We start from the raw sequence: 13,340 nt of genomic DNA on the forward strand, positions 1-13,340 counted from the left end.
CTTACTTGGATTTGCGACGATAAAGGATGTCAAGGAACACGGCCAGCACCAGCACGGAACCCACGACGACCTGCTGCATGCCAGCGTCAAAGCCGATCAGCACCATGCCGGACTGCAGCGACTGCATGACCAGCGCGCCAAGGATCGCGCCAAAGATCGTGCCGACACCGCCCGCAAGCGAGGTGCCGCCAATGACGGCTGCGGCGATGACGTAAAGCTCGTCCAGTGTCCCAAGCGCGTTGGTGGCAGAGTTCAGACGGGCCGAGGCGACGACAGCCGACAGGCCAGCTAGACCGCCCATGATCGCGAAGATCTTGACCGTCATCCACTTGGTGTCGATGCCTGCCAGCGCGGCAGCTTCTGGGTTGCCGCCGATGGCAAACACGTAGCGGCCAAAGCGGGTGTTGTTCATCACAAAGTTCATCGTGACAGCAACGACGACCAGCACCAGCACGGGGATGGCGAAACCATGGCTGATGAACAGCGTCTCTGCTTCGACGTTCAGGTCGTTCGCCGCGATGTACTGCTTCACGATGCCCTTGGGCCAGTAGTAGGAATTGACCAGCAGCACGGCACCAACGGTGGCAGCGCAGCCAAGGACCGCAAGGAAGGTATCGGCCCAGTAAGGGCGCTTGGCGAATTCAAACTTGGTGCGCTGACGGCGCCCGTTCACGATCATGAACACGATGCCGGCGCAGATGATCAAGCCAACGATCCACGATCCTGTTGCGCCAACCGACCCGTAAGGTCCGCCGCCCAGCAAGGAAAAGGTCGCGTCCACAGGGGAAATCGTCTCCCCCCGTGCCACAAGAAAGGCGCAGCCGCGCCAGACCAGTAGGCCGCCAAGGGTGACGATGAACGCCGGGATGCCGCCATAAGCGACCAGCGCGCCCTGAAAGCCACCGATCATCATGCCGCAAATGATGCCGAAGACGACCGTGATGATCCAGATCGCCGGATGACCAAGGCCCAGATACTGCGGCAGGATGTTAACCTGCATCATGCCCATCAGAATGGCGGTAAAGCCAAGGATGGATCCGACGGACAGGTCAATGTGGCGGGTGATGATGACCAGCACCATGCCGGTGGCCATGATGCCGATGCTTGCTGTCTGAACGCTCAGGTTCCACAGGTTGCGGGGCGTCAGGAAAAAGCCCTGCCCGTTGACCAGAACGCCATACATATGAAAGCCGCCCCAGATCAGGATCAGGGCCGCGACCATGCCGATCAGGCGTGTGTCCAGCTCTGTCGCTGTCAAAAAGCGCGACCAGGCGCCTTTGCGGGCTGCCTGACTTGGCGGCGGGTTCGAGGGCGCCGCGGGGGCGTTCGTGGTATCGGTCATGGCAATTCCTGCGCGGGGTTTGTCAAAGTCGGCGTGATGGTCACGCAGCGGGGCATTCCCGGCGACCATTCACGTGAAGAAAGTGACGCAAGGCTGCGTCAAACCTAAATAAAACCGGCGCGGGAGTATTCCCCCGCGCCGGAAGGATCAAGGGTTACTGGCAGGCAGCAACTGTATCCATTGCACCTTCACAAGCCTGCTCTTTCGAGATCTGGCCCGCGTCGATCGCAAGGTTCAGGTTGTCAGCAGTGATCGGGGTTGGCGCAAGGAAGATTGCGTTCATCTCAACGCCCTTTTCGCCGCCAGCCCACTTTTGTGCTTCAGGCACGGCGTCCATTGCAGTGCCAGTGGCCAAAGCAACTGCGATTTCAGCAGCGCGCTTGCCCAGATCGTTGGAGTTTTTCCAAACGGACACAGTCTGCGTGCCACGTGCAACACGGTTCAGCGCGGCAAGGTCGCCGTCCTGACCGCCAACTGGCACGTCCATGCCCTGTGCGGTCAGCGCTGCGATTGCGCCGCCAGCCATGCCGTCGTTTTCGGCCAGAACAGCGTCGATCTCGTTGTTGGTCGAGGTCAGGATCTGCTCCATGTTCTTCTGAGCGTTCTCTGGCTTCCAGCCGTCGGTGAAGGCTTCACCAGCGATGGTCACGGTGCCAGCGTCGATCATGGGCTGCAGGACTTCCATCATGCCTTCCAGCAGGAACAGCGCGTTGGGATCACCGGGATCGCCCTTGATGATCGCGACATTGCCTTCGGGCTGTGCGGCCATGACGGTCTGCGCGATGATCGTGCCGACGCCTTTGTTGTCAAAGGTCAGATAGAACGCGCGGTCGTCTTCGATCAGGCGGTCATAACCAACAACAGGAATGCCTTCGGCAGCGGCTTGGTCCAGCGCGGGGACGATCGCGTCCTTGTCCATCGCCAGAATGATCAGCGCGTCTGCGCCCTGTGCGATCAGCGCCTCAACGTCGGTCAGCTGCTTGGCAGCAGAGGCCTGCGCGTCAGCGGAAATGTAGGATGCGCCAGCAGCTTCCAAAGCGGCCTTGATCGCAGCTTCGTCAGTCTTCCAGCGCTCTTCTTGAAAGTTGGACCAGCTGACGCCGACGGTCATGCCGTGGCTTTCGGCCAATGCCGCAGAGCTGAAACCACACGTCGCAATGACGGCGGCGAGGATGTGCTTGTTCATGGTGTCCTCCCAGACAGAATGTCCCGCGTTGTGGCGGGGATTCGGGGCCTTGCGACCCGCTGCTGTATAAAATGCCGAAATTAATTCAGTTGTCAAAATAATTTATCGGCTGGAACAGAATAATCTTGCATATACCGCGCCAGATTGACGTAATACGCAACAACGAAGCTGCCCGAGGGGGTGCATCGCCGCTTTGCGGCATGTGCAGGTGCAGCATTAAGTTCGAGGAATGAAGTTTATGTATAATGCTGGTGCGCGGGCCGTTTCTGGGCCTGATCTGCCGGGGTGCGGGCCGCTACAATCGGGCGAGCCGGGCCGTGCAAGCGGGCTGCGCCAGCAGGTGTTTGTCTATGTGCGCGCACGCGGACAGGCCAGCCGGGCCGATATCGCACGCGGTTTGGGCATCAGTGCCGGCAGCGTCACGGCGCTGACCTCTGACCTGATCCAAGCGGGTTTTCTTGAGGAAATCGACGATCAACCGCGTGAAACAGGTCGCGGCCGCCCCCCGGTCGCCCTGCGCGTCGTCGGCGGATCGCGCTGCGTCATCGGGATCAAGGTCGCCGACACCCGCCATTCCGCCGTTCTGACGGATTTCGCGGGCCAGATGATTGCCGACGTGACCTTGCCCACCCCGCAGGCGCGCAAACCTGCCGCAGCGCTGGTGGCAGAGCTGGCGGTGCTGGTGGACCGTCTGCTGGCGGATGCCGGCTATGACCTCGACAGTGTCGCGGGCGTGGGCCTTGGGATTTCGGGCATCGTGGAACATGACGCGGGCCAGGTGCCATGGTCGCCGCTGATCACAGGCCGGGACACGCCGCTCGCTGCGCTACTTGCGGACCGGCTGGGTGTGCCCGTGCGGATTGATAACGACGCCAATGTGCTCACGCTGGCAGAGCTGTGGTTCGGCACCGGCCGCGACCGGCCCGATTTCGCCGTGGTCACGGTAGAGCACGGCGTCGGCATGGGTCTTGTGCTGAACAATCGTTTGTTTCGCGGTAGCCGCGGCATGGGACTAGAGCTGGGCCACACCAAGGTCGCGCTGGATGGCGCGCTGTGCCGCTGCGGCCAGCGCGGCTGCCTAGAGGCTTATTTGGCCGACTACGCCCTTGCCCGCGAAGCCGCCACGGCTCTTGACCGCCCCGCCGAGGGGACAGAAAACACCGCCCTGATCGACCTGCTCTTCGCCGAGGCAAAGGCCGGCAATACGGCGGCGGCCACGATCTTTCGCCGCGCCGGGCGCTATCTGGCGGTGGGGCTGTCGAACGTGGTGCAACTGTTCGATCCGGCTCTGATCATTCTGGCGGGGGAACGCATGCGCTACGACTACCTTTATTCCGACGCCGTGCTGCGCGACATGCAGGCGCTGACCCTGACCGAAGGCCGCACATCGTGCGAGATCGCGACCCACGTCTGGGGCGATCTGGTCTGGGCGCAGGGTGCCACGGTGCTGGCCTTAGCCGACGCCACCGATGCGGCGCTGGGGGCATGATGCGGCTTAGTTTTGCACTGGCCCTGCTGGCCAGCCCCGCAAGCGCCCAAGTCACATTTACCGATATGTCTCAGGTGCTTGGAGCCCACTCTTATGATGGCGGATGGGAGCATTTCGTCGGCGGCGGCGTGGCTGTCATGGATTGCAACGGCGACGCCCGCCCGGACATCTTTGCCGCTGGCGGCGCGAACCCTGCCGCGCTGTGGATCAACGGGGGCGGCTTTCAATTCGCCCGCGCGCCCTTGCCCGCGCTGACGGACACGGTCGGGGCCTACCCGCTGGACATCGACGGCGACGGCATCCTCGACCTTTATGTCATGCGCGTCGGTCCTGACGTGGCGCTCAAGGGTACCGGAGATTGCAGCTTTACCGACGCGACCGCCGATTGGGGTATCGCGCAGACGGACCAATGGACCACCGCCTTCACCGCATGGTGGGAAGACGGCAGCCGCCCCGTGATGGCCCTTGGCCATTATGTCGACCGTAGCAACCCGGACGGCCCGTTCTTTGCCTGCGACAGCAACACAGTCCTGCGCCCCGGCGCGAACGGCTATACCGCAGAGCCGCTGGCCCCCGGCTTCTGCCCCCTCTCCATGCTCGCTGCCACGGATGCGCGCGGCCGCATGACCCTGCGCCTGTCGAACGACCGGCAATACTATGTGCGCGGCGGGTACGAGCAGATGTGGGACATTCAAGACCGCCGCTTTCTGGGGGATGATGACGGCTGGGCGCAGGTCTCGCTTTGGGGCATGGGCATCGCCAGCGCTGATCTGACAGGCGACGGGCTGGACGAGGTGATGCTGACCTCCATGGGCGATCAACTGCTGCAAATCGCGCAAAGTGACGGCACCTACGCCCCCGCGCCCTACGGCATAGGCACCTATGCGCAGCGCCCCTACCTTGGCGACGATGGCCGCCCGTCGACGGGCTGGCATGCGGAATTCGCTGATGTGGATAACGACGGCCGCCAGGACCTGTTCATCGCCAAAGGCAACGTCGACCAGATGCCATCAAACGCCATGGCCGACCCCAATAACCTGCTGATGCAACAGCCAGACGGCACCTTTTCCGAGGCCGCCGCCACCGCAGGCCTCGCCGACACGCGCCGCGCACGCGGGGCCGCCTTGGCCGACTTCGACGGCGATGGCCGCCTTGATCTGGTTGTGCTGAACCGCCGCGCCGACATCGCGCTGTATCGCAACGACACGCCAAAGACGGGCCACTGGCTCGCCCTTGATCTGTCGCAACCAGACGGCAATACCCGCGCCATCGGGGCCCGCGTGACCCTTACCACCGCGCAAGGCACCCAGACCAAAGAGCTACGGATCGGCGGCGGCCACGCGGGCGGGCAGGCCCTGCCCCTGCACTTCGGCCTCGGCGCTGCCACCCAAGCCGATGTCGCGATCACCTGGCCAGACGGCACAACCACAACGCAAACCCTGCCCGCAGGTGCAACGACAAAGATCACAAGGCCCTAACCCCGCACCACTCGCGTCCAGAGCCGCCGCCCCCATTCACCTTGCCAAATACACTCCCGCCGGAGGCACCGAATTTTCGGCGAAAATTCGGACGACCCAGCCCTAGGGGACCACCAGCCCGCTGGGCACCGCGTCTGGCACCCCAAGGCGGCCTTTGACCGCTGCAGGATCAGTCAGACTGTCAAGGAAGGCCACCAGCGCAGTCACATCATCCGGCGACAGCACCACAGGCGGTGTGGTCACGGCGGCGGCGATGGCGGCGACCTCGGCGGGGTCTGACATGATGCTATCGTCTTCCACATCCAGCGCAGGCAGCACGGCTTGGCCCGCGTCATAGCGCGCCAGCGCCGCGACCGGGTCGGCGTGATCGGCCACGAAGGCGGCCAGATCGGCATGGCTACCCGCATGCCCATAAGGCGCGGTCAGCGCGACGTTGCGCAGGGACGGCGTGCGAAAGGCGAACATATCCTCGGGCAGGCCTGTCACCTCGGCGCGGCCTTCGTCGCGCGCAAGGGTTTCAAAGCGCGCCTTCTTGCCCGGTCCGATCTGCGGCGCGCCCATAGCGTGATAATCCTGATCCGTCAGCAGCGGGCCGCTGTGACAATCGCTGCATCCGCCGCGGCCATAGAACAGGTCCATCCCCGAAGCGGCCAGCGGCGGCAAGTCAGCCTGCCCGCGCAGCACGGCGTCAAAGGGCGCGTTATCGGACCGCCACTCGTCCTCCATGAATACGGCAATCGCGTTGGAAATATCGGTAAAGGCGATGTCATCCGGCCCCTGCACATGCGGGTAAACGTCCCGGAACATCTGCGCATAGGCCGGAATATCCGCCACCCGCCGCGCGATAATGTCCCACGCGCCGCCCTGCCCGGTCAGCACCCCTTGGCGCACAGCGCGAGCGACGTCGCTTTCGGTGTAATGACCGGCCATCTCGTCGGGGCTTAGCACGGGAAACATGGTTTGCGCGGACAACAAGGACGCAAAGCCCGCCGTCATGTCTTCGTCCAGCGGAGTGCGTATCCCGCCGGGGCGCGTGTCATCCACAGCGATGCGGCCATCGTGGAACAATACGCGTAGATCCTTGATGCCAAGGTTGAACAGCGCGGGCGCGTTTCGGGGGATCCGCTCCTCTGGCAGGTTGTCTTTATCCGCCACCCGGTCCGTCCCAAGGCCGATGCCGCCATCCCCTAGTCCCAGCGACAGCCCGTCAGCGGTGCCAAAGCGCGGGTGGTGGCAGGTCGCGCAGGCCACATCGCGCGCGCCCGACAAAATAGGGTCATAGAACAGCAATTGGCCCAAGGCGGCCTCGGCCGGGTCAATGGGGCGAAAATCATCATCCGTCAGGGGCGCAGGCAGACCGCTGGGCGCGGCCATTGCCGTGCTGCCCATCAGGGCGCAAACCGCCAGAATCACTTGTTTTATTGCCATTTCGACGTCCCCCACTTGCGTTGCCGCACCATGCCCGACGTTGCTACATATCGCAACGGGGTGATGTTCTGGGTTTGACGAAACGGGCGGAACGATCTAGAACAAAGCAGGAACAAATGGAATCGGAGAGTCGCCGTGAACAGCCACCCTATCCCCGCGTCAGACGCCTTTGCCGGTCCCGCCCCGGACCAGCCGTCTTTGTCTTTGGCTGCGCCTTCGCTGGCGGAATATTTCGCCGACAACGCAGGTGACGGCGCGGTGACGGCGTTCATTTTCCAGCAGCTGCACGCAGTGATCGCCTCTGGCAAGCCGGTGCTGTGGGTACAGGACCGCATGAGCCAGCGCGAGGCGGGCAAACCCTATCCACCGGGTCTGCCAGAGGATCTAAAGATGATCCTTGTGACCGTAAACCGCCCCGTCGACGCCCTGTGGGCGATGGAGGAAGGCCTACACAGCGACGCCATCGGCGCGGTCTTAGGAGAGGTCTGGGGCGATCCTGCCGCGCTTGATTTCACCGCCACGAAACGGCTGGCGATGCGGTCAGAGGCGCGGGGCATTCCCGCCCTGCTGATCCGCCGCGCGGCCCATCCGAACCTAAGCGCGGCGCGCCAGCGGTGGAACATCAGCTCTTTGCCCTCGCGGCCAGACCCCGACGACGACCGCGCCCCGGGGGAACCGCTGTGGCAAGCCGATCTGTTCCGCGCCCGCGGCCGTGCCCCCGGGCAATGGGTCGCAGGCCCCGGCGCGCAGGGGGCTACGCTAGAACATCACGTCCGCATGGACCTTGGGCCAGATGCGCCGGGACAGGACGCAGACGACGCCAGCCGCGCCGCCGGATAATATTTTGACAGGTTTTTGACGATGAAACACGATTTTACGGATCAAGGCAGAGGGGCTGTTATCCTGCCCTTCACCGCCAGCCCTGCGAAAGCGGCGCAGTTTTCTACGCCAAACTTTCGCATGGGCGCGGGCCTGCGCCCTGCCGCGGGCGCAGGACTGGCGCAGGCCCAGCAGATGCTGGATTGCGCGGGGATGATGTTTGGCAATGACACGAAAACATCGCAAGCCGTCATCACCTCTGCCGCCTGCCCCAACCCTGCCCTAAACCCTGCCCTAAACCCTGCCATGACCGCCCCGATCACTGCCCCACCGACCAGCGCGAGCCGCCCCGGCGGCCCTGCGCAGCGCATCACCCAGCGCGGCACCGCAGGCCCGCTGGACGCAGGGAATGGTCCCGCAACAGACCGCGATGCCCTGTCGCGGCGCATTGTCAGTATTCACCTGACTGATTTCGCCATTGCACGCTGGTTGCGCTGGGCCGCCGCGCGCCATGATGCGCCCCCCGATGACCTGCCCGTCGTGCTGGCCGCCGAAGGCGCACATGGCCCCGTCGTGACCGCCACCAACCGCGCCGCCACGCTGGCCGGGCTGCATATTGGCGCAAGGGTCGTCGATATGCGCGCCCTGTGCCCGCAGGTGCGCGTGGTGCGCGCCGACCCGGACGGCGACCGCGCGGCGCTGGACAAGCTGATGCTTTGGGCGCGGCGCTGGTGCCCGTGGACGGCGGTGGACGGCGCAGACGGGATCGTCATGGACACCACCGGCTCGGACCACCTCTGGGGTGGAGAGGCCGCCATGCTGCGCGAGATTGAGGGCACGCTTGGGGTGCTTGGCTTTAGCACGCGGCTGGCGATGGCGCCGACCCACGGCGCAGCTTGGGCGCTAGCGCGCTACGGCGCGGTGCGGGCGATTGCGACGCCGCAGACTTTGGACAGCCAGACCGCCCCGCTGCCCGCCCGCGCCCTGCGGCTGGACGGCGATACGGTGCTGCTGCTGCAACGCTTAGGCCTGAAATCCATCGGCGATCTGGCCGCCGTCCCCCGCGCTAGCCTTGCCCGGCGCTTTGCCACGGCGGCGCTGACGCAGAACCCCTTGCTGCGGCTGGACCAGTTGCAGGGCCGCCAACCCGAACCCGTGAACGCCCGGACCGAACCGCCCCGCTTTGCAGTGCAGGCACGCCTGCCCGAACCGGTGCAGGACCCCACGCCATATCTGGCAGAGCTTTGCGACGCTTTGTGCGAAACGCTGGCCAAAGCGGGACACGGCGCGCGCAAAGTCACCGTCACCGTCTATCGCACCGATGCCGAAGTCAGCCACGTCACCGCCGCCACCGCCCGCGCCAGCCGCGACCCAAACCACCTACGACGGCTGTTCGACGACCGCTTGGACCGGATCGACCCCGGCTTCGGGTTCGAACTGATCACGCTAGAGGCGGATACCACAGACCCATTGCAAGCCGTACAAAGCGGCTTGGATGGCCGCACAGAGGATGGCGCGGCGCTGGCGCAACTGGTTGACCGGCTGTCCGCCAGACTTGGTCCCGGAATGGTCCGCACCCCCAGCGCGCGCGCAAGCCACATTCCCGAACGCAGCCTGACATGGATGCTGGCGCTCGCGCAGGCCCCTGGCGCGCGCCGCAAACTCGGCCATATAAGCCGCCCCTTACGGCTGCTGGATACACCAGAGGAAATCCATGTCCTCTACGCCATTCCCGAAGGCCCGCCGGTGCAGTTTCGCTGGCGGCGGGTGTCGCACCGGATTGCGCATTTCCACGGGCCAGAGCGGATCGCGCCTGAATGGTGGACCGACCGCGCCAGCGCGCGGCTCCGCGACTACTACCGTATTGAGGATGATACCCGCCGCAGGCTTTGGATTTACCGCGACGGCATCTACGGCGAGATTTACCATCTGCCGCCCCAATGGTTCATGCACGGTGTTTTTGGGTAATCCACCCGGGGCATTTGCAGCAACGGGGGCCTCTGTTGCAAGGGGGGCCAGCCCCCCAGGGCCAAAGGCCCTTCCCCCCGAGGTATTTTCGACCAGAAGAAACAAGGTTTTCTTAACTAACTTGTTGCATTCTGATTCTGCGGTACAGGCGGAGGCGCCGATGATCGCACCAGGAGAAGGCGTTCCGTGGACTCGCAAAGTCGCGGAACGCTGGACCCCTTTCAGGCGCTTGGGGCTTCTTCTGGTTCCAAATACCTCGGGGGGGCCGCCTTTGGCGGCGGGGGCAGCGCCCCCTTGCGACCCCGCAGAGGGGGATGCCCCCGATGCCTGAGAATGACAATCACCACCCCCGGCATACTGTGCCAGAGGACGGTGTTTATGCAAAAAACCCCAAGAGCCCTTATGTGGAACTTGGACTGTTTACCTGTTTCTCTTTCCTGCGCGGGGCCTCTGACGCCGCGGATCTGGCGCTGGAGGCGTGGTCACTGGGCTATCATGCGCTTGGCGTTGCGGATCTGAACTCTCTTGCCGGTGTCGTGCGCATCCATGCGGAGGCTAAAAAAACCGGCTTGCGCCCTGTGATCGGCGCGCGCATCGCGTTGATCAGCGGCGAGGTGTTTTTGGCCTACCCGCGCAACCGCGCGGCTTATGGGCGGCTGAGCCAGCTGATCTCTAAGGGGCGGATGCAGGATCCGGATGGGGTGTGGCAGGCCAAGGGCGTGTGCGATCTGACGCTGCGCGATCTGGCGGAACATGCGGATGGTATCCAGTTGATTGCTGTGCCGCCGCGCGATCTGCGGGGATATGCTCAGTGGCTGGCCCGGTTGGCTAAAGCCTTGCCGACGCTCAAATATCTTGCCGCAAGCTTTTTGTATCACGGCAATGACCGGGCACGGATCACCCAATTGGACCGGATGGCGGGGCAAAACGGGCTGCGTCTGCTGGCGACGAATGATGTGCTGTATCACACCCCTGCGCGGCGCCCGTTGCAGGATGTGATGACCTGTATCCGCCACAAAACCACTCTCGCGCAGGCGGGCAACTTGCTAGAGGCAAACGGCGAGCGGCATCTGAAATCCCCGGCAGAAATGCAGCGTCTGTTTGCCGAATGGCCCCATGCCATCGCCGCGACCCGCGCCGTGGCGGATGCCTGTTTGTTTAATCTAGAGGAGCTGGCTTACGAATACCCCTCGGAGGTCATTCCGCAGGATACCACCCCGCAGGCGCATCTGGAAAAGCTGACTTGGGAGGGTGCGGCGGTGCGATATCCGCAGGGCGTATCGGATGTCACGCGGGCGACGCTGAACAAGGAGTTGGCGATGATCCAGAAGCTGGATATCGCCCAATATTTCTTGACGATTCACGACATCGTAATCTTTGCGCGCTCTAAGGGTATCCTGTGCCAAGGGCGCGGGTCGGCGGCGAATTCGGCCGTTTGCTATGTGCTGGGGATTACGGCTGTGGACCCGGCGCAGCATGCGCTGCTGTTTGAACGATTTATTAGCGAGGAACGTAAAGAGCCGCCCGATATCGACGTTGATTTCGAGCATGAGCGGCGCGAGGAGGTGATCCAACATATCTATGAAAAATACGGCCGCCACCGCGCAGGCCTATGTGCGACGGTGATCCATTACCGCCCCCGCTCTGCCATCAGAGAGGTGGGCAAGGTTATGGGGCTGTCAGAGGACGTGACCTCTGCCCTGGCCAAAACGGTCTGGGGCAGTTGGGGTACGGATATTGGCGAAAGTCATGCCAGCGAGGCGGGCGTCGATCTGTCCGATCCCTTGCTGCGGCGCACATTGATTGTGGCACGGCAGATGATCGGGATGCCGCGGCATCTGGGGCAGCATGTGGGCGGTTTTATCCTGACGCAGCGGGCGCTGACGGACACGGTGCCGATTGGCAATGGCGCGATGCCGGATCGCACGTTTATTGAATGGGACAAGGACGATATCGACACCTTGGGCATCCTCAAGGTCGACATTCTAGCGCTGGGGATGCTGACCTGCATCCGCAAATGCTTTGACCTGATCCGGGCGCATTACGGCCATGACTGGACTCTGGCGAGCGTGCCGCAAGAGGACCCGCGTGTTTACCATATGCTGTGCAAGGGCGACAGCATCGGGGTGTTTCAGGTGGAATCGCGCGCGCAGATCAACATGCTGCCCCGCCTGCGGCCGCGCACCTTTTACGATCTGGTCATTCAGGTTGCCATCGTGCGGCCCGGCCCGATTCAAGGTGACATGGTCCACCCCTATCTGCGGCGCAGGTCGGGAGCAGAGCCTGTCAGCTATCCCAGTCCCGGCGCGCCGCATGATCCGGCAGAGCTGAAGAATATCCTTGGGCGCACGTTGGGGGTACCGATTTTTCAGGAACAGGCGATGAAGGTCGCCATCGACGCGGCAGAGTTTTCGCCCGCCGAGGCGAACGAGTTGCGCAAGGCGATGGCGACGTTTCGCTCTCGCGGCATGATCGAGACGTTGCAGGACAAGATGGTCGGGCGCATGACCCGGCGCGGCTATGATGCGGAATTTGCGGCGCGGTGCTTCAATCAGATCAAGGGCTTTGGCGAATACGGCTTTCCTGAAAGCCACGCCGCCAGCTTTGCGCAATTGGTTTACGTGTCCAGCTGGCTCAAATGCCATTACCCGGCGGCGTTTTGTGCGGCGCTGCTCAATTCTCAGCCCATGGGGTTTTATGCCCCTGCGCAGATCGTGCGGGATGCGCAGAACCATGATGTGACAGTGCAGCCAGTAGATGTGAATTTTTCCGACTGGGACAACACGTTAGAGCCCTATCGCGGACGGTTTGCGGTGCGTTTGGGGATGCGCCAGATTGGCGGGCTGCGGGCGGATGCGGCGGCGCGGATCATGGCGGCGCGCGATGCGCCTTATGAGGACGTGCAATCGCTGAAAACCCGCGCCCGCCTGACCGCCCCCATCGTGCGCAGGTTGGCAGAGGCGGACGCGGTGCGGTCCATGTGGATCGACCGCCGCCAAGCCCTGTGGGAGGCGAAGGGCCTGCGCGATGCCCCCGATCTGCCGCTGTTCAAGGACCAGTCGGACGAAGGGCGCGAGGTCACCGTGCCCCTGCCCGTCATGCCCGTGTGCGAGCAGGTCGTGGCGGATTATCAGACGCTGCGCCTGTCGCTCAAGGCGCATCCCATGTCATTCCTGCGCAAGTCCCTGACGCGGCAAGGCTATTCCAGCACCAAGGATTTGCAGGGCTTTAACAAAGGGCGAAAGTTAAAGCTGGCGGGACTTGTCCTGATCCGGCAGCGCCCCGGCAGTGCCAAGGGCGTGTGCTTTATCACGGTCGAGGATGAGTTTGGCGTCGCGAACCTTGTCGTCTGGCCAAAGGTGATGGAGCAGTTTCGCAAAGCCGTGATGCAGTCGCGGTTGCTGGTGGTCGAAGGTTACGTGCAGCGCGATATCGAAATTATTCACGTTGTTGCCCAAAGCCTGACCGACCGGTCCGATGCCTTGCTGCGCCTGTCGCCCGATGCAATGCAGGCGCAAACCGCCCGCGCCGATCATGTCAAAAGCCCGCTGCCATCGTCCGGCAGCCGGGGGCATCCCCGCGATGCGCGGATCATTCCCAAAAGCCGCGACTTTCATTAGGCCTTAGTTA

The 13,340-nt window shown here is 63.6% G+C and carries 8 protein-coding genes; 5 read left to right on the plus strand and 3 right to left on the minus strand.

Translation table 11 applies throughout. The features are described from left to right. Position 1 precedes the first annotated feature (1 nt). Together KBW81_RS09790 and KBW81_RS09795 are read right to left on the minus strand one after the other, a co-directional pair. Complete coding sequence (locus KBW81_RS09790; RefSeq protein WP_090189918.1) at positions 2 to 1,342, minus strand: sugar ABC transporter permease; 1,341 nt, start codon at positions 1,340 to 1,342, stop codon at positions 2 to 4. Positions 1,343 to 1,496: 154 nt separating this feature from the next. Then, positions 1,497 to 2,528, minus strand: coding sequence for a substrate-binding domain-containing protein (locus KBW81_RS09795; protein ID WP_090189774.1), 1,032 nt, complete (start codon positions 2,526 to 2,528; stop codon positions 1,497 to 1,499). 238 nt (positions 2,529 to 2,766) lie between these two features. Between KBW81_RS09795 and KBW81_RS09800 the strand changes: the two genes are divergently transcribed. Together KBW81_RS09800 and KBW81_RS09805 are read left to right on the plus strand one after the other, a co-directional pair. Next, a complete protein-coding gene (locus KBW81_RS09800) occupies positions 2,767 to 4,017 on the plus strand; it encodes an ROK family transcriptional regulator (RefSeq protein ID WP_254247029.1) in 1,251 nt (416 codons plus the stop codon). Next, positions 4,017 to 5,495 carry a CRTAC1 family protein gene (locus KBW81_RS09805; protein WP_411914387.1) on the plus strand — a complete coding sequence of 493 codons (1,479 nt, stop codon included), beginning with the start codon at positions 4,017 to 4,019 and terminating at the stop codon, positions 5,493 to 5,495. Before KBW81_RS09800 ends, KBW81_RS09805 begins: the two co-directional genes overlap by 1 nt. Positions 5,496 to 5,597: 102 nt before the next feature. Here KBW81_RS09805 and KBW81_RS09810 read toward each other — a convergent pair whose 3' ends face one another. Beyond that, positions 5,598 to 6,923 carry a cytochrome-c peroxidase gene (locus KBW81_RS09810; protein WP_411914365.1) on the minus strand — a complete coding sequence of 442 codons (1,326 nt, stop codon included), beginning with the start codon at positions 6,921 to 6,923 and terminating at the stop codon, positions 5,598 to 5,600. 135 nt (positions 6,924 to 7,058) lie between these two features. Between KBW81_RS09810 and KBW81_RS09815 the strand changes: the two genes are divergently transcribed. From KBW81_RS09815 to KBW81_RS09825, 3 genes are all read left to right on the plus strand, one after another. Beyond that, a complete protein-coding gene (locus tag KBW81_RS09815) occupies positions 7,059 to 7,763 on the plus strand; it encodes an ImuA family protein (RefSeq protein ID WP_175499307.1) in 705 nt (234 codons plus the stop codon). A gap of 21 nt (positions 7,764 to 7,784) precedes the next feature. Next, a complete protein-coding gene (locus KBW81_RS09820; RefSeq protein ID WP_367305277.1) occupies positions 7,785 to 9,710 on the plus strand; it encodes a Y-family DNA polymerase in 1,926 nt (641 codons plus the stop codon). 323 nt (positions 9,711 to 10,033) lie between these two features. Continuing rightward, complete coding sequence (locus KBW81_RS09825; RefSeq protein WP_254247031.1) at positions 10,034 to 13,330, plus strand: error-prone DNA polymerase; 3,297 nt, start codon at positions 10,034 to 10,036, stop codon at positions 13,328 to 13,330. Positions 13,331 to 13,340 lie beyond the last annotated feature (10 nt).

The organism is Loktanella salsilacus (assembly GCF_024206795.1).
GTDB lineage: Bacteria > Pseudomonadota > Alphaproteobacteria > Rhodobacterales > Rhodobacteraceae > Loktanella > Loktanella salsilacus.